At 67.1% G+C, this 17365-nt stretch carries 18 protein-coding genes; 13 read left to right on the top strand and 5 right to left on the bottom strand.

All coding sequences use genetic code 11. From position 1 onward, the window contains the following. Both BST17_RS15445 and BST17_RS15440 read right to left on the bottom strand, forming a co-directional pair. On the bottom strand, window positions 1–1098 hold the full coding sequence (locus tag BST17_RS15445) for an acyl-CoA dehydrogenase family protein (protein WP_083059536.1): 1098 nt from the start codon (window positions 1096–1098) through the stop codon (window positions 1–3). An 8-nt stretch (window positions 1099–1106) separates the two neighbouring features. Then, complete coding sequence (locus BST17_RS15440; protein ID WP_083059535.1) at window positions 1107–2288, bottom strand: acyl-CoA dehydrogenase family protein; 1182 nt, start codon at window positions 2286–2288, stop codon at window positions 1107–1109. Between the two features lie 158 nt (window positions 2289–2446). On the opposite strand from BST17_RS15440, the gene BST17_RS15435 reads away from it, so the two are divergent. The 12 genes from BST17_RS15435 (at window position 2447) to BST17_RS15380 (ending at window position 14356) form a co-directional block, all read left to right on the top strand. After that, window positions 2447–2638 (top strand): ferredoxin, encoded by a 192-nt coding sequence (locus BST17_RS15435; RefSeq protein WP_083059533.1) that lies wholly within the window; start codon window positions 2447–2449, stop codon window positions 2636–2638. A 14-nt stretch (window positions 2639–2652) separates the two neighbouring features. Beyond that, window positions 2653–3582 carry a 3-oxoacyl-ACP reductase gene (locus tag BST17_RS15430; protein ID WP_083059532.1) on the top strand — a complete coding sequence of 310 codons (930 nt, stop codon included), beginning with the start codon at window positions 2653–2655 and terminating at the stop codon, window positions 3580–3582. Window positions 3583–3855: 273 nt separating this feature from the next. Further along, on the top strand, window positions 3856–4620 hold the full coding sequence (locus tag BST17_RS15425; protein ID WP_083059606.1) for an MlaE family ABC transporter permease: 765 nt from the start codon (window positions 3856–3858) through the stop codon (window positions 4618–4620). 11 nt (window positions 4621–4631) lie between these two features. Beyond that, window positions 4632–5474, top strand: coding sequence for an MlaE family ABC transporter permease (locus BST17_RS15420; RefSeq protein ID WP_083059530.1), 843 nt, complete (start codon window positions 4632–4634; stop codon window positions 5472–5474). 7 nt (window positions 5475–5481) lie between these two features. Beyond that, window positions 5482–6684, top strand: a complete 1203-nt coding sequence (locus tag BST17_RS15415; RefSeq protein ID WP_083059529.1) for an MCE family protein — start codon at window positions 5482–5484, stop codon at window positions 6682–6684. Window positions 6685–6754: 70 nt separating this feature from the next. After that, window positions 6755–7792, top strand: a complete 1038-nt coding sequence (locus BST17_RS15410; protein WP_083059527.1) for an MCE family protein — start codon at window positions 6755–6757, stop codon at window positions 7790–7792. Next, the gene (locus tag BST17_RS15405; RefSeq protein ID WP_083059526.1) at window positions 7785–8843 is read left to right on the top strand and encodes an MCE family protein; all 1059 of its coding nucleotides are present in this window, start codon (window positions 7785–7787) and stop codon (window positions 8841–8843) included. Before BST17_RS15410 ends, BST17_RS15405 begins: the two co-directional genes overlap by 8 nt. Further along, window positions 8840–10225: an MCE family protein gene (locus BST17_RS15400; RefSeq protein ID WP_083059524.1), complete on the top strand. Its 1386-nt coding sequence runs from the start codon at window positions 8840–8842 to the stop codon at window positions 10223–10225. The genes BST17_RS15405 and BST17_RS15400 overlap by 4 nt, the downstream gene beginning before the upstream one ends. Further along, window positions 10222–11385 (top strand): MCE family protein, encoded by a 1164-nt coding sequence (locus BST17_RS15395; RefSeq protein ID WP_165762285.1) that lies wholly within the window; start codon window positions 10222–10224, stop codon window positions 11383–11385. The genes BST17_RS15400 and BST17_RS15395 overlap by 4 nt, the downstream gene beginning before the upstream one ends. Continuing rightward, complete coding sequence (locus tag BST17_RS15390) at window positions 11385–13166, top strand: MCE family protein (protein WP_083059522.1); 1782 nt, start codon at window positions 11385–11387, stop codon at window positions 13164–13166. The genes BST17_RS15395 and BST17_RS15390 overlap by 1 nt, the downstream gene beginning before the upstream one ends. After that, window positions 13167–13871 (top strand): Rv1363c family protein, encoded by a 705-nt coding sequence (locus BST17_RS15385; RefSeq protein WP_083059521.1) that lies wholly within the window; start codon window positions 13167–13169, stop codon window positions 13869–13871. It begins immediately after the preceding gene. Then, window positions 13871–14356 carry a mammalian cell entry protein gene (locus BST17_RS15380; RefSeq protein ID WP_083059519.1) on the top strand — a complete coding sequence of 162 codons (486 nt, stop codon included), beginning with the start codon at window positions 13871–13873 and terminating at the stop codon, window positions 14354–14356. The genes BST17_RS15385 and BST17_RS15380 overlap by 1 nt, the downstream gene beginning before the upstream one ends. Here BST17_RS15380 and BST17_RS15375 read toward each other — a convergent pair. Further along, complete coding sequence (locus tag BST17_RS15375) at window positions 14353–15813, bottom strand: alpha,alpha-trehalose-phosphate synthase (UDP-forming) (RefSeq protein ID WP_083059517.1); 1461 nt, start codon at window positions 15811–15813, stop codon at window positions 14353–14355. The genes BST17_RS15380 and BST17_RS15375 overlap by 4 nt on opposite strands. Further along, the gene (locus tag BST17_RS28770) at window positions 15814–15978 is read right to left on the bottom strand and encodes a hypothetical protein (protein WP_109750150.1); all 165 of its coding nucleotides are present in this window, start codon (window positions 15976–15978) and stop codon (window positions 15814–15816) included. Between the two features lie 143 nt (window positions 15979–16121). Between BST17_RS28770 and BST17_RS15370 the strand changes: the two genes are divergently transcribed. Next, window positions 16122–16955 carry an SDR family oxidoreductase gene (locus tag BST17_RS15370; protein WP_083059602.1) on the top strand — a complete coding sequence of 278 codons (834 nt, stop codon included), beginning with the start codon at window positions 16122–16124 and terminating at the stop codon, window positions 16953–16955. Between the two features lie 68 nt (window positions 16956–17023). Here BST17_RS15370 and BST17_RS15365 read toward each other — a convergent pair whose 3' ends face one another. Continuing rightward, on the bottom strand, window positions 17024–17344 hold the full coding sequence (locus BST17_RS15365) for a DUF732 domain-containing protein (RefSeq protein ID WP_083059516.1): 321 nt from the start codon (window positions 17342–17344) through the stop codon (window positions 17024–17026). Window positions 17345–17365: the final 21 nt, after the last annotated feature.

Genomic DNA, 17365 nt, shown 5'->3' with positions numbered 1-17365 from the left:
TCAGACGGGGGTGTCGGCCAGTTCGCGACCGATGCGCAGCAACTGCCCGGTCGCACTGCCGACGGCGAACTCGGTCTGCTTGGCGGCCAGGAAGTAGCGGTGGATCGGGTGGTCCACATCGATCCCGACACCGCCGTGCACGTGCACCGCGGTGTGCACCACGCGGTGCCCGGCGTCGGCGGCCCAGAACGCCGCGCTGGCCACGTCGATATCGGCGGGCAGATCCTCGGACAGCCGCCAGGCGGCCTGGGTCAGCGTCGACCGCAGCGCCTTGACGTCGATATAACCGTCGGCCAGCCGTGCCGACACGGCTTGGAAGCTGCCGATCGGGCGGTCGAACTGCTCGCGCTCGCGCGCATACAGCGCGGTGAGTTCCAGCGCCCGCTCCAGGACGCCCAACTGAAAGGCACTGCGGCCCAGCGCGTGACGCACGGTCAGCCATTCGAGCACCTCGGCGCCGCCGACCAGGCGGTCGGCATCGACTGCGGTGTCGCTCAGTTCCAGGTGGCCGACGGTGCCGTGTCCGGTGGTGTCCAGGGCGGACACCGTGACGCCCGGATCTTGCGCGGTCACCAGGAAGACCCGGGTGCCGCTCTCGGTCTCGGCGGGTAGCAGGAAGGCGTCGGCCACCGGGCCGTAGCCGACCTGGGTGCGCGACCCGGTCAGGCGGTGGCCGCCGTCGGCGGCGCGGGCCTGCACCGGACCCTGGCCCATCTCTGCATCGAGTGCGACGGTGACGATCTTCGCGCCGTTGATCGCAGGCGTCGCCCACTGCTGTTGCAGCGACTCGGATCCGAACTTCGCCAGGGCGCCGGCGGCCAGCACCGCGGACTCCAGATACGGTACGGCGGCCAGCTGCCGGCCCAGGGCGGTCAGCACCGCGGCCTGCTCCAGCACGCCGAACCCGCCGCCGCCAACGGTTTCCGGCGCGGCCGTGGACAGGATGTCGGCTTCGATCAACTTCGCCCACAGATCGCGGTCGAAACGCTGGTCCAGGCCGTCGAGCACGCGCTGGTGCTCATTGGTGACCACGGATTCGGTGATGGTCCGGACCAGGCCGCCCAGATCGACGGAGGCCTCGGTGGGGGTGAAATCCATTGTCGTTCCTATCGATTCACTCGGGGCAGGCCGAGCGCGACCATGCCGATGATGTCACGCTGGATCTCGTTGGTGCCGCCGCCGAAGGTCAGGATCAGGCAGGACCGGTGCATCCGCTCGATCCGGCCGCGCAGCAGCGCGCCCGGGGATCCGGACCGCAGGGTCGCCGACGTGCCGAGCACCTCCATCAGCAGGCGGTAGGCCTCGGTGGCCAGTTCGGTGCCGAACACCTTGGCCGCGGACGCATCCGCGGGCGAGGGCGCCGCGTCGGTGGACGATGCCAGCTCCCAGTTGATCAATTTGAGCACCTCGGCCTTGGCGTGCACCCGGGCCAGGTTCAGCTGCACCCACTCGGAGTCGATGAGACGCTTTCCGTGGACATCCTTGGTGTTCTGTGCCCATTCGCGAACACCGCTGAGTGCGACGAAGATCGGCTGTGCCGAGACCAGGGCGACGCGTTCGTGGTTGAGCTGGTTGGTGACCAGCTTCCAGCCTGCATTCTCCTCACCGACCAACGCGGACTTCGGAACCCGGACGTCCTGGTAGTAGGTGGCGCTGGTGTCGACACCGGACATGGTGTGCACCGGGGTCCAGGAGAACCCCTCGGCGGTGGTCGGCACGATCAGCATCGAGATGCCGCGGTGCTTCTTGGCCTCGGGATTGGTGCGCACCGCCAGCCAGACATAGTCGGCATAGGCGATCAGCGAGGTCCACATCTTCTGGCCGTTGATGACGTAGTCGTCCCCGTCGTGCACCGCGGTGGTGCGCAGCGAGGCCAGGTCGGTACCTGCGCCCGGCTCGGAATAGCCGATGGAGAAATGCAGTTGGCCCGCAGCGATCTTGGGCAGGAAGAACTTCTTCTGCTCCTCGGTGCCGAAGTGCATGATCGTCGGCGCCACCGAGTTGATGGTCAGGAACGGCACCGGCACATTGGCGATCGAGGCTTCGTCGTTGAAGATCAGGCCGTCCATCGGGGGGCGGGCCTGGCCGCCGTACTCGGTCGGCCAGGACAGCGTCAGCCAGCCGTCCTTGCCCATCTGCTCGACGGTTTCGCGGTACACGTTGCCCCGCCCCATCTCACCGTCGCTGGCGGCAAGTGCCTCGGCGCGCTCCGGGGTCATGAGTTTGGTGAAATACGACCGCAGTTCGCGGCGCAGCTCCTCCTGCTCGGCGGTGTAACCGATCCGCATGGCGACATCCTGTCTGTCTGAGGTTGCGGGGCCACCGAACGGTGATCGGTTGCCCGCCGATATGCTCGTTGTAACACGTTCTAGTCTTGCGGTCCAGGGCGGTACCGTTAGCCTGCACATGGGCACACAGCCCGTGCCCGGAGCGCGAGGAGGTTCACATGCACGTAGAAGTCGACCGTGACCGCTGCGAAGGTAATGCGGTGTGTCTCGGGATTGCCCCCGACCTGTTTGATCTCGATGATGACGACTATGCCGTCGTGAAAGCCGACCCGGTACCCGCCGACCAGGAGGACCTGGCCGAGCAGTCGATAGCCGAATGCCCCCGGGCAGCCCTGATCCGAAAAGACTAGAGGTATTCATAACCGTGGCCCCAGAAGCAGCGACGAACTCCAACCCGATCGACCTGTCCGGCAAGGTCGCCGTCGTCACCGGCGCGGCGGCCGGCCTGGGCCGGGCCGAAGCGATAGGCCTGGCCCGCGCCGGCGCGACGGTGGTGGTCAACGACATGGCCGGCGCGTTGGACAACTCCGATGTGCTGGCCGAGATCGAGGCCGCCGGGTCCAAGGGCGTCGCCGTGCCCGGTGACATCAGTGCCCGCAGCACCGCCGACGAACTCGTCGAGACCGCGGACCGCCTGGGCGGGCTGGGCATCGTCGTCAACAACGCCGGCATCACCCGGGACAAGATGCTGTTCAACATGTCCGACGAGGACTGGGACGCGGTGATCGCCGTTCATCTGCGCGGGCATTTCCTGCTGACCCGCAATGCGGCGACGTACTGGAAGGCCAAGGCCAAGGAATCCGCCGATGGTCAGGTGTACGGACGGATCGTCAACACCTCGTCCGAGGCGGGGATCGCCGGCCCGGTCGGGCAGGCCAATTACGGTGCCGCCAAGGCCGGTATCACCGCGTTGACGCTGTCGGCGGCCCGCGGGCTCAGCCGGTACGGGGTACGCGCCAACGCCATCGCCCCGCGGGCCCGCACCGCGATGACCGCCGGTGTGTTCGGCGAGGCGCCGGAACTCGGCGACGGCGAGGTGGACGCGCTGTCCCCGGAACACGTGGTCACGCTGGTGACCTATCTGTCCTCCCCGGCGGCCAAGGATGTCAACGGGCAGTTGTTCATCGTATACGGCCCGACGGTGACGCTGGTCGCCGCGCCGGTGGCCGCCGAGCGCTTCGAGGCTGCCGGCGCAGCATGGGACCCGGCCGCGCTGAGTGCGACCCTCGGGGACTTCTTTGCTGAGAGGGACCCGAATATCGGATTCTCCGCAACTGAGCTCATGGGTTCTTGATTTCGGAGAATGCCGTTTCCAGCCGCCCGGAGGCGGCTAGAACACGTTCTAGAATGACCTCAATCACACTGGCGTTGACCTGCATAAATAGGAGTTTTCCAAGAACTTTGCCGTTTTTTGACACTGTGAACGTGTTCTAGTTACTATGAGCTCGCTCACTAAGGGCAACGTGCAAATCAGGGGTGGAAAGCCCGCCGGAGCGAACAGATTCCCGCTATTGTCGGGTACTTCGCCACGACGGGACGACAGCCCCATTCGAGAATGGAGTCGAGGTTGATCGAACAGCTTTCGGCTCCGGCGCGGGCCGTGGGCGGGTTCGTCGAAATGACCATCGACACCTTCGTCAAGATGTGGCGCAGGCCCTTCCAGTTCCGCGAGTTCCTGGATCAGACCTGGATGATCGCGCGGGTGTCGCTGGTGCCGACGCTACTGGTCTCCATCCCGTTCACCGTGCTGGTCGCCTTCACGCTCAACATCCTGCTCCGCGAGATCGGCGCGGCCGACCTGTCCGGTGCCGGTACGGCTTTCGGTACCATCACCCAGCTCGGGCCGGTGGTGACGGTGCTCGTGGTCGCCGGCGCGGGCGCCACCGCCATCTGTGCCGACCTCGGCGCCCGCACCATCCGCGAGGAGATCGACGCGATGCGGGTGCTGGGCATCGACCCGATCCAACGCCTCGTGGTGCCCCGGGTGCTCGCCTCCACTTTCGTGGCGGTGCTGCTCAACGGGCTGGTCTGCGCCATCGGCCTGTCCGGTGGCTACGTCTTCTCGGTCTTCCTGCAGGGCGTGAACCCGGGTGCGTTCATCAACGGGCTGACCATCCTGACCGGCCTGGGCGAGCTGGTGCTGGCCATGTTCAAGGCCCTGCTGTTCGGTCTGCTGGCCGGCTTGGTCGGCTGCTACCGCGGCCTGACGGTCCAGGGCGGCCCCAAGGGTGTGGGTATCGCGGTGAACGAGACCGTGGTCTACGCCTTCATCTGTCTGTTCGTCGTCAACGTCATCCTGACCGCCGTCGGCGTCCGGGTCCTGGAACGGTAGGGGACCTGGAGATGAGTTACGACGCGACACTTCGACTGCGCCGGTTCTTCCGGGGCGTGCCCCGCACGGTGGACAACATCGGCGAACAGGCGCTGTTCTACGGCGAGTCGATGCGCTACATCCCCAACGCCCTCACCCGCTACCGCAAGGAGACCATCCGGCTGGTCGCCGAAATGACCATGGGCGCGGGCGCACTGGTCATGATCGGTGGCACCGTCGGCGTCGCGGCATTCCTCACGCTGGCCTCCGGCGGCGTCATCGCCGTGCAGGGCTACTCCTCGCTGGGCAACATCGGTATCGAGGCGCTGACCGGCTTCCTGTCGGCATTCCTCAACGTGCGCATCGTCGCGCCGGTCATCGCCGGGATCGCGCTGGCCGCCACCATCGGGGCCGGCACCACGGCACAGTTGGGTGCTATGCGGGTCGCCGAGGAGATCGACGCCGTGGAAGCGATGGCGGTGCACGCGGTTTCGTACCTGGTGTCCACCCGCATCATCGCCGGACTGATCGCCATCGTGCCGCTGTACTCGCTGTCGGTGCTGGCAGCGTTCTTCGCCGCGCGGTTCACCACGGTCTTCATCAACGGCCAGAGCGCCGGCCTGTACGACCACTACTTCAACACCTTCCTGATACCCAGCGATCTGCTGTGGTCGTTCCTGCAGGCGATCGTGATGTCGGTCGCGGTCATGCTGGTGCACACCTACTACGGCTACAACGCTTCCGGTGGTCCGGTCGGGGTGGGCATCGCGGTCGGCCAGGCGGTGCGCACCTCGTTGATCGTCGTCGTCACCATCACCCTGTTCATCTCACTCGCCGTGTACGGCGCGTCCGGCAACTTCAACCTCTCCGGGTAGGTCAGAGATGTCCGACGGAACCGCCAAACGCAGCCACGTCCGGATCGCCGCCGCGATCCTGGCGACCATCGTCGTCATCGCCGTGGTGCTCACCTATCTGTTCTTCACCGCCGCGTTCACCGCGACCGACACCGTCACGGTGACCTCGCAACGGGCCGGTCTGGTGATGGAACGCGATGCCAAGGTGAAATACCGCGGCATCCAGATCGGCAAGGTCGCCAACATCGAGTACGCCGGGGACCAGGCCAAGCTGACGCTGTCGATCGAGCGCAACCAGATGCGCTTCATCCCGTCCAACGCGGTGGTGAAGATCGGCGGTACCACTGTCTTCGGTGCGAAGTCGGTCGAGTTCCTGCCGCCCGAGCAGCCGCGCGACACCACGCTGCAGGCCGGTACCAACATCCAGGCCTCCGACGTCCAGCTCGAGGTCAACACGCTGTTCCAGACGCTGACCGATGTGCTGCACAAGGTGGACCCGGTCAACCTGAACGCCACCGTCACCGCGCTGGGTGAGGGTCTGCGCGGCAACGGCGAGGACCTCGGCGTGGCCATGTCGGGGCTGAACAGCTATCTGGCCCAACTCAACCCGAAGCTCCCGACGGTTCAGGAGGACCTGCGCAAAACGGCCGTCGTCGCCGACATCTACGGTGATGCCGGGCCCGATCTGGCGACTGTCCTGGACAACGCGCCGCGGCTGGCCCAGACCATCGTCGACGAGCAGGACAACTTGAACGCCACCCTGCTGGCTGCGACCGGACTGGCGCAGAACGGCACCGCCACACTGGAACCGGCCGCCGATGACTACATCGCCGCGATCCAGCGGCTGCGGGCCCCGCTCAAGGTCGCCGGGGACTACTCACCGGTGATCGGCTGCCTGCTACAGGGTGTGCGGCAGGCGGTCAACAGATTCGCGCCAATTATTGGCGGTATCCGACCGGGCCTGTTTGTTTCATCTAGCTTCCTACCCGGCGCTCCGGCCTACACCTATCCGGAGAGCCTGCCCATCGTGAACGCCTCCGGCGGGCCGAACTGCCGTGGCCTGCCGAATGTCCCATCGAAGCAATTTGGAGGGAGTTGGTTTCATACGCCGTTCCTGGTCACCGACAACGCCTACGTGCCGTATCAGCCCAACACCGAATTGCAGTTCAACGCGCCTTCCACGCTGCAGTTCCTGTTCAACGGTGCCTTCGCCGAACGGGATGATTTCTGATGATCAGGTTGCGCCGCGATGAGCGCCTGCGCGAAAAGCCACGGGTCGAGAAGAACGAGGGCCGTAGCTAGTGAACAGAGAACGCAGGACCCTGATCAACGTCGCCGTGTTCACCATGGCGATGGTGCTGGTGGCCGCGGGCCTGATCGTCGTGTTCGGTCAGTTCCGGTTCGCGTCCAGCAACCAGTATCACGCGACGTTCGCCGAGGCGTCGCGGCTCAAGACCGGCCAGGACGTCCGGATCGCCGGTGTGCCGGTCGGATCGGTCAGCGCCGTCACCCTGAACCCGGACAACACCGTCGACGTTGCCTTCGACGTCGACAAGCGCTACCAGCTCTACACCTCCACCCGCGCGGTGGTGCGCTACGAGAACCTGGTGGGCGATCGCTACATGGAGATCACCTCGGGCCCTGGCGAACTCAAGAAGCTGCCCGCCGGGTCCACCATCTCCCGCGACAACACCCAGCCTGCGCTGGATCTCGACGCCCTGCTCGGCGGGCTGCGCCCGGTGCTCAAGGGCCTCGACGGTGCGAAGGTCAACGAGGTCAGCAATGCCGTCATCGAGCTGCTGCAGGGCCAGGGCGGGGCGGTGCAGAACCTGCTGTCGAGCACCAGTGCGTTCAGCCAGAACCTCGCGGCCCGTGACGAATTGATCGGCGAGGTGATCACCAACCTGAACACCGTGCTGGGCACCATCGACGAGAAGGGCGATCAGTTCAACGCCAGCGTCGACGAGTTGCAGAAGCTCATCACCGGACTCGCCGAGAATCGCGACCCCATCGCCGGCGCGATCGGACCGCTCGCCTCGGCCGAGAACGATCTGACCGACATGCTGGAGGCATCGCGGCGACCGCTGCAGGGCGTGATCGAGAATGCCCGACCGCTGATGCAGCGCCTCGATGAGCGCAAGGGCGACGTGAACAAGGTGATCGAGCCGCTGGCCGAAAACTATCTGCGGCTGAATGCACTCGGTGCCTACGGCGCGTTCTTCAACATCTACTACTGCTCTATTCGCATGAAGATCAACGGACCGGCGGGCAGCGACATCCTGATCCCGTTCGGTGGCCCACCGGATCCGACGAAGGGGAGGTGCTCGGAGAATGGCTAGCCTAGATCGCAGCAATCCGCTGCGCACCGGAATTCTCGGCATCTTCGTTGTGGCGTGCCTGGTGCTGGTGTCCTTCGGCTACACCGGGTTGCCGTGGTGGCCGCAGGGCCGCAACTACGAGGCCTACTTCACCGACGCCGGCGGTATCACCCCCGGCAACGACGTGAACGTCTCCGGTATCACGGTCGGCAAGGTGAACTCTGTGTCGCTGGCCGGTGACCAGGCCAAGGTCGGTTTCACCGTGGACCGGAACATCAAGGTGGGCAACCAGACCCTGGTGGCCATCAAGACCGACACCGTGCTGGGTCAGAAGTCGTTGTCGGTGACCCCCGGTGGCAGTGGTGATTCCACCGTCATCCCGGTCAACCGCACCACCACGCCCTATACGCTGAACTCGGCGCTGCAGGATCTCGGCGGTAATGTCAGCGAGCTCGACAAGCCGCGGTTCGAGCAGGCGCTGCAGACCCTGACCGACACCCTGCGCGATGCCACCCCGCAATTGCGCGGCGCGCTCGACGGGGTAGCCGACCTGAGCCGCAGCCTCAACAAGCGTGATGCTGCGCTCGAACAGCTGCTGCTGCACGCCAAGAACGTCTCGGACACGCTGGCACAGCGGTCCGGTCAGGTGAACCAGCTGATCACCGACGGTAATCAGCTCTTCGCCGCACTCGACGAGCGCAGGCAGGCGCTGAGCAGGCTGATCGCCGGCATCGACGATGTCTCCCACCAGTTGTCCGGATTCGTCGCCGACAACAAGCGCGAGTTCCTGCCCGTGCTGCAGCGGCTGGACGCGGTCATGGACAACCTGCTGGAGCGCAAGGAACACATCGGTGCGGCGTTGCGCAGGCTGCCACCGTACGCAACTACTCTCGGCGAGGTGGTCGGGTCTGGGTCTGGATTCCACATCAACCTCTACGGTCTGCCGCCGGCGTCCATTTCCGAGGTGCTGCTGGATACCTACTTCCAGCCGGGCAAGCTGCCCGACAGCCTCGCCGACTATCTGCGCGGCATCATCTCCGAGCGCCTACTGGTGAGGCCGAAATCCCCATGACACAACCGAAGTCCAACAGAGGCAGGTGGGTGCGCGCCGGTATCGCGGTCGCACTCGTCGCGCTGCTCGCCGTCGGCGTCTACCTGGTGTGGCCCAACCGCGGCGGCCACAAGATCGTCGCCTACTTCCCGACCGCCGTCGGCCTGTACCCGGGCGACGACGTCCGGGTGGTCGGGGTGCCGGTCGGGCGCATCGACTCGATCCAGCCGCGCGCCAACGACGTCAAGATCACCATGACGGTCTCCGACGACGTGCGGGTGCCCGCCGACGCCCGGGCCATCATCATCGCGCCGAACCTGGTGTCGGCCAGGTTCATCCAGTTGACGCCCGCGTTCACCGGAGGCACCACGATGGCGGACGGCGCCGAGATCGGTATGGACCGCACCGGCGTGCCCGTCGAATGGGACGAGGTCAAGGAACAGCTGACGGCGCTGAGCACCCAACTGGGCCCCCAGGACGGCGGCCTGCAGGGCCCGCTGACCACCTTCGTCAACCAGGCCGCGGACACCTTCGACGGCAACGGCGACTCGTTCCGCCAGGCGCTGCGCGAACTCTCGCAGACCGCAGGCCGGCTGGGGGACTCGCGGTCGGACCTGTTCGGCACCATCCGCAATCTGCAGGTGCTCGTCAACGCGCTGTCCAACAGCAACGAACAGATCGTCCAGTTCACCAACCACGTCGCCTCGGTGTCCCAGGTGCTGGCCGACAGTTCGGCCGATCTGGACAACACCCTCGGCGTGCTCAACACCGCGCTCGGTGATGTCCGGGGCCTGCTCAGCGAGTCGAACTCGTCGTTGATCGAGTCGGTGAGCAGTCTGAGTGAGTTCACCCAGATCCTCACCGACCACAGCGATGACATTGAACAGATCTTGCACGTCACCCCCAACGGGCTGGCCAACTTCTACAACATCTACAACCCGGCACAGGGCACCGTCGGTGGTCTGCTCTCGCTGCCGAACTTCGCCAATCCTGTGCAATTTATCTGCGGCGGCACCTTCGACGTCGGCGCCTCGCCGGATAACTTCAAACGCGCCGAGATCTGCCGCCAGCGGATGGGGCCGGTGCTCAAGCGCATCACGATGAACTACCCGCCGATCCTGTTCCACCCGATCGACAGCATCACCGCGTACAAGGGACAGATCATCTACGACACCCCGGCGACACAGGCCAAGGCCGAGACCCCGGTGCCGTACCTGCAGTGGCAACCGGCCCCGGGCGTGACCCCGCCGACCGTGCCGCCCGGCGGCAATCTCAGCCAGCTCATCCTGCCGCCGCCGGCCGTGCCCGGTCAGATCTCGCCGGCCGGTCCGGTCCCACCGGCACCGCCGATGGGTACGGGTCCGCTACCCGGGCCGGCGCCGACAGAAGGAGCGGGCGGATGACCCCGATCCTGTTGCGCGGCAGCGCGCTCGGCGCCGCGGCGCTGCTGCTGGCCGGATGTCAGTTCGGCGGGTTGAACTCGCTGAACATGCCCGGCACCGCCGGGCACGGGTCGGGATCGTTCTGGATCACCGCCGAACTGCCCGATGTCGCAACGCTGCCGCAGAACTCGCCGGTGATGCTCGACGACGTCACCGTGGGCAGCGTGTCCGGGATCGAGGCGGTGCAACGCCCCGACGGCACCTTCTACGCCGCGGTGCAGCTGTCCCTCGACAGTGACGTCGACCTGCCGGAGAACTCAACGGCCACCGTCGCGCAGACCTCGCTGCTGGGTTCCCAGCACGTCCAGTTGGCGCCGCCGCCCGACGATCCGGTCGGCAGGCTCAAGCAGGGCTCCAACATCCCGCTGGGCGCCGTCGGCCGGTACCCGACCACCGAAGAGGTGCTCTCCGCGCTCGGCGTGGTGGTCAACAAGGGCAATCTCGGTGCACTGCAGGACATCACCGACGAGGCCTATGCCGCCGTGGCCGGCCGCTCCGGCAGCTTCGCCGAACTGCTGCCGCGGCTGGCCGAGCTGACCTCATCCCTGGATCGCCAGACCGACGACATCATCGCCGCGGCCGACGGCCTCAACCGGTTCGCCTCGATCCTGGCGCGCAGCAAGGACAACCTGGGCCGCACGCTGGACACCCTGCCCAATGCGCTGCTGGTGCTCAACACCAACCGGCAGAACATCGTGGACGCCTTCACCGCGTTGCGTGGGTTCGCCGAGGTGGGTTCGCGGGTGCTCTCGGAGACCAAGGACGATTTCGCCGCGGACATCAAGGATCTGTTCCCGGTCATCAAGGCGCTCAACGACAATGCCGACGACTTCATCGAGGATCTGACGTTTCTTCCGACCTTCCCGTTCCACTACAAGTACCTGCGCAACGCGGTCCGCGGCGACTATTTGAACGTGTTCGTGACGTTCGACCTGACCGTGCGCCGGTTGGGTGAGTCGGTGTTCACCACCTCGTTCTTCGACCCGAACATGAAGCGCCTCAACGAGGTGGTCAACCCGCCGGACTTCCTGACCGGGGCGCTGGCGAACCTGTCCGGGCAGGCCGCCGACCCGTTCAAGATCCCGCCGGGCACCGCCACGCAGCACGGGGAGGCACCGTAATGCTGACTCGTCTGACACGCCTGCAGTTGTCGATCTTCGCCGTCGTCACGGTGTTGACCGTCACCGCGATCTCCGCGTTCTATCTGCACGTGCCCGCGGCGCTGGGCATCGGAACCTACAACGTCACCGCGAATTTCGTGGCCGGCGGTGGGCTGTACCAGAACGCCAACGTCACCTACCGCGGTGTCACCATCGGGCGGGTCGAAGAGGTCGGGCTGACCGATGACGGTGTGATCGCCAAGATGCGGCTGAACACCGACACCGATGTGCCGGCCAACGTCACGGCCACCGTCAAGAGCGTGTCGGCGGTCGGCGAGCAGTACATCGACCTGGTTCCGCCCGAGGGTTCGGCCGATGCGCAGTTGCTGCGCAACGGATCGCACATCGGCGTCGACCGCACCGCCATCGGACAGGACATCGCGGGCCTGCTCAAGCAGGCCGACGATCTGGTCAGCAGTGTCGGCGACGCGCGGATCCAGGATCTGCTGTCCGAGACCTTCAAGGCGTTCAACGGATCCGGCCCCGAGCTGGCCCGGCTGATCCAGTCCGGCCGCGATCTGGTCGACGAGGCCAACGCCGCCTACCCGGAGACCGCGCAGCTCATCGATCAGGCCGGGCCGTTCCTGGACGCCCAGATCGAGGCCGGTGACGACATCCGTTCGACCGCGGACGGTCTGGCCCGGCTGACCGCCGAGGTGGCCGATGCCGATCCGCAGCTGCGCTCGGTGCTGCAGACGGTGCCCGGTGCCGCTGCCGAGGCCAACACCACTTTTGAGGGCATCCGGCCGACGTTCCCGGTGCTGGCCGCCAACCTGGCCAACTTCGGCCGGATCGGCGTCATCTACAACAAGTCGATCGAGCAGGCGCTGGTCATCTTCCCAGCTCTGATCGCGGCCCTCAACACAGTCGCTGGTGGCGTTCCCGCCGACGAGGGCGGCAAGTTGGACTTCAAGGTCGACCTCGGCGACTCACCGCCGTGTCTCACCGGATTCATTCCATCGACGGAGATCCGCTCGCCGGCCGACACCACGCTGCGCGAGCTGCCCACCGACCTGTACTGCAAGACGGCCCAGAACGATCCGGCCGTCGTACGCGGTGCGCGCAACTACCCGTGCCAGGAATTCCCCGGCAAGCGTGCACCCACCGTGCAGCTCTGCCGCGATCCGGTCGGCTACGTCCCGATCGGCAGCAACCCGTGGCGCGGCCCGCCGGTGCCCTATGACACCCCGATCACGGATCCGCGGAACATCACCCCGCCGAACAAGTTCCCGAACATCCCGCCGGAGGCGGACTACGACCCGGGTGCGCCCGCGGTGCAGCTGCCCCCGGGTGTGCAACCGGGCCCGGGTCCGGCGCCGAATGCACCCTTCCCGAATCCGGTGCCGCCCAACAACAATGCCCCGGCGCCGCCGTGGCCGTTCTACGCACCGCCGGATCACATCGCGCCGCCCTACGGTCGGCAGGTGCCGCCCGCGCCGGGCGAACCGATCTATCGGCCGCCGGGTTCGCAGTTCCCGGGCGTCCTGGTACCGCCGGGTGCCCCGCTGCCCCCCGGTGTTCCGGCACCGCCCCCGCCGGTCGCGCCGCCTGCGCCCGCGCCGGGTCCGCTGCCCGCCGAACAGCCCCTGGCCAGCGCCTCGCTGACGACCACCTACGATCCGAAGACGGGTGTGTTCGCCGATCCGACGAACGGCGGCACCGGGGTGTTCGCACCCGGGAGCGACGTGTTCACACCCGCGGAGAATTGGGTGGATCTGATGATGGCGCCAAGGCAGATGTAGATGGTTGACGGAGATACGACTGACAACCCCGAAAGCCAGACAACCAGCAAGGTGACGCGCCGGCGCGCCTCCCGGGCGGCCGGCCCCGCCGGTGCCCCGGTCGGCGAGGCGGGCCCGGTGCTGCAGATGTCGGGCCCGACGGTCACCGTGCCCACATCGGTACGGGCCGCTCCGCTGCCGCCGCGCCGGCCGCACCGGGCCATGGTGGGACTGGTGTCCGCGCTGGCGGCGTTCGTGGCCGCCGCCGTGCTGGTGACCGTCGTCGTGGTGCTGACGGTGCAGCGGCGCGATGCCGCGGACACCCAGGCCCGCGAACAACGTTTCGTCGACACCGCGTCGCAGACGGTGATGAACATGTTCAGCTACGACCAGAACAGCATCGACGAGAGCGTGAACCGGTTCGTCGACGGGACCAGCGGGCCGTTGCGCGACATGCTGAGCCAGGACAACAACGTCGACAACCTGAAGGCGATCTTCCGCGACACGAACGCCACCTCGGAGGCCGTGATCAGCGGTGCCGCACTGGAGAAGATCGACGAGATCGGTGGCAACGCCTCGGTGCTGGTGTCGGTGCGGGTCACCGTCACCGATCTCGACGGCGTGAACAAGCCGTCCCAGCCGTACCGGATGCGGGTGATCGTGCACGAGGACGGCAACGGCCACATGACCGGTTACGACCTGAAGTATCCCGAGGGCGGCAACTGATGCGCACCAGACTCATTCAGGCGGCCGCCGTGCTCTTCGCGCTCGGCCTGGTCGCGTTGGCGGCGGTCGCCGGCGGACTGTACTGGGACCGGGTGCAGGCCCGCGCGGCAGCGGCCGCCGAGGCCGAGCTACCCGGACTGGCGATCCAGCAGATCCCGATGGTGTTCGGCTACGACTTCCAGACGGTGGAACGCAGCCTGTCCGAGGCCGCCACCCTGCTCACCCCGGATTATCGGCGCGAGTTCGAGGACCGCGCGACCACGGACATCATCCCGCAGGCCCGGGAGCGTCAGGTCGTCAGCCAGGCGCACGCCGTCGGCGCCGGAATGCTCAGCGCTGAACGGGATTCCGCGTCGGTGCTGGTGTTCATGAACCGCACCGTGACCGACAAGTCCAAGGAGTCGGTCTATGACGGCAGCCGGCTGAAGGTCGACTATCAGAAGATCGACGGTCGCTGGCTGATCAGCTACATCACGCCGATCTAGTCGGTCTTCACCCCGGCCAGGGCGTCCAGGAAGGCGCGGGCCCACCGGTCCACATCGTGGGCCAGCACCTGGCGCCGCAGCGCCCGCATCCGGCGCCTGCCCTCCTCGACGGACTGGTTGAGGGCCTGCTCGATGGCATCCCGCACACCGTCGGTGTGGTGCGGGTTGCACAGGTAGGCGGTACGCAGTTCGGCTGCCGCGCCGGTGAATTCGGACAGCACCAGCGCACCGCCGAGATCGCTGCGGCAGGCCACGTACTCCTTGGCCACCAGGTTCATCCCGTCTCGCAGCGGGGTCACCAGCATGACGTCGGCGGCGACGAAGAACGCGATCAGGTCGTCGCGCGGGACCGGCCGGTGCAGGTAGTGCACCACCGGGTGACCGACCTCGCCGTACTCACCGTTGATGTGCCCGACCTGCCGTTCGATGCCCTCCCGCATCTCGATGTAGCTCTCCACCCGCTCCCGGCTGGGGGTGGCCAGCTGCACGAGCACGGTGTCGCTGCGGTCGGCGCGGTCCGCGGCGAGCAGTTCGGAGAATGCCTTGAGCCGGACGTCGATGCCCTTGGTGTAGTCCAGCCGGTCGACGCCGAGCAGCAGCTTGCGCGGGTTGCCCAGCTCGGCGCGGATCTGCCGGGCCCGCTGCCGGATGCTCTTGTCCCTGGCCTTGCGGTCCAGTTCGGCCGAGTCGATGGAGATCGGGAACGCGCCGACCTTGACCGTGCGGAAGCCCACCTGGACCTCGCCGAAGCGGGCACGCACCCCGATGGTGGCGCGCGAGGTGTTGGCGCCGAGCAGCCGGCGGGCCAGGATCAGGAAGTTCTGGGCGCCGCCGGCCAGGTGGAAACCGACCAGGTCGGCACCCAGCAGCCCCTCGATGATCTCGGTTCGCCAGGGCATCTGCATGAACAGCTCGACCGGCGGGAACGGGATGTGCAGGAAGAAACCGATGGTGAGGTCGGGCCGCAGCATCCGCAGCATCTTGGGCACCAGTTGGAGCTGGTAGTCCTGGATCCAGACGGTGGCGCCGGGGGCGGCGGCCCTCGAGGTGGCCTCGGCGAACCGCCGGTTCACCTCGACGTAGCGGTCCCACCAGTGCCGGTGGTACTGCGGTTTGACGATGACGTCGTGGTACAGCGGCCACAGCGTGGCATTCGAGAAGCCCTCGTAGTAGAGCGCGACATCCTCGGCGGACAACCGCACGGGGTAGAGCTTCAGATCGTCCTGGACGATCGGTTCCTCATCGCTGTCCGGGACTCCCGGCCACCCGATCCAGGCACCACTCTGCTTGCGCAGGATCGGCTCCAGCGCGGTCACCAGGCCGCCGGGGCTGCGCTTCCAGGTGGTCGTGCCGTCGGGGAGGCGCACCTGGTCGATCGGCAGCCGATTGGCCACGACGACGAAGTCGGCATGCCCGGTGTCCGGGGTGGAGTCGTCGGTGTCGACTCCGGTGGCCACCTAGGCCTCGGGCTTTGCGGGTCCGATGCCCAGCATGGCCAGGAAGGTGCGGCACTCGTCGGCGTCGACGGCGTAGGCGGCGACGACGCGGCGCGCCTGGCTGGCGGTGTCGTCGGCGACGGGTTCGACCTCGCCGATGTCGGCGGCTTCTGTTTTGGCAGGCATCCTCCCATGCTAGGCGACCGGCCCGGCCGCCGAACTGCCAGGGAGTGCTCCGTGCCGGGCCGAAACGCCCGCGCCGAGGTCAGCGGTGCCGTATAACTGAAACCTGTTCTAGTTAGTCGGGCTTCTTTTGTGGAGGTATGTCCATGCTGCTGTCGCTGGCGGAGCGCACCTACCTGGTGACCGGAGGTGGCAGCGGTATCGGAAAGGGTGCGGCGGCGGCCATCGTGGCCTCCGGTGGCGATGTGGTGCTGGCCGGGCGCAACGCCGACAAACTGGCGGCCGCGGCCGCCGAACTCGGCGAGATCGAGGGCGGTCAGGTCAACTACGAACCGGCCGACATCACCGACGAGGACGAGGTGGCCCGGCTGGTCGAGGCGGCCACCGCCTGGCACGGCCGGCTGGACGGCGTCGTGCACAGCGCCGGTGGTTCGGAGACCATCGGACCGCTCACCCAGATCGACTCGGCGGCCTGGCGCAACACCGTCGACCTGAACATCAACGGCACGATGTACGTGCTCAAGCACGCGGCCCGGGAGATGGTCCGCGGCGGCGGCGGATCCTTCGTCGGGATCTCGTCGATCGCCTCGAGCAACACCCACCGCTGGTTCGGCGCCTACGGGCCCAGCAAGGCGGCCCTGGACCACCTGATGATGGTGGCCGCCGACGAGCTGGGGCCGTCCTCGGTGCGGGTCAACGGGATCCGGCCCGGGCTGACCCGTACCGACATGGTCGCCCCGATCATCGACACCCCCGCGCTGAGCGAGGACTACGCGTCCTGCACGCCGCTGCCCCGGGTCGGGGAGGTCGAGGATGTCGCCAATCTGGCGGTGTTCCTGCTCAGCGATGCCGCGAGCTTCATCACCGGCCAGGTGATCAACGTCGACGGCGGCCATGGCCTGCGGCGCGGACCGGATCTGTCCGGCATGTTGGAGCCGCTGTTCGGGGCGGACGGTTTGCGTGGCGTGGTGACGAACTAGTTCCGGCGGTTCGGAGGGCAGCGCCCGGGGGATCAGCTTCGGTGGGCTGGAGCGCAGCGACCGGGGGATCAGCTGGGCAGTGCGTCCGGGCAGTACACCCGCGCGGCGATGCCCGCGAACGTCGTGATGCCCTCGTTGCTCAGTTTCGAGTGGTCCTTGATGTAGTAGACGGCCTTCTCGATCTTCTCGTCGCTGCCGTTGCCGAGGATCTTGCACATCCGCTCGGCGAGCTTGATCGCCTCCTCGTCGGTGCCGACCTGCACGCCGTGCTCGGCGATCGCGGCCAGGAACTGTTCCTGGGTGAGCTCCTCGGCGGCGGCCGGGGCGGCCAGCGCGGTCGCGGCGCCGGCGGCGATGATCGCCGCGGTCAGCATGCGCGTGAAGGTCATGTCTTCTCCTGTCCCGTCACC

The organism is Mycolicibacterium bacteremicum, from assembly GCF_002086115.1.
Taxonomy (GTDB): Bacteria; Actinomycetota; Actinomycetes; order Mycobacteriales; family Mycobacteriaceae; genus Mycobacterium; species Mycobacterium bacteremicum.
The sequence above is the reverse complement of the archived record's forward strand: the minus strand, read 5'-3'. Positions and strand labels throughout refer to the sequence as shown.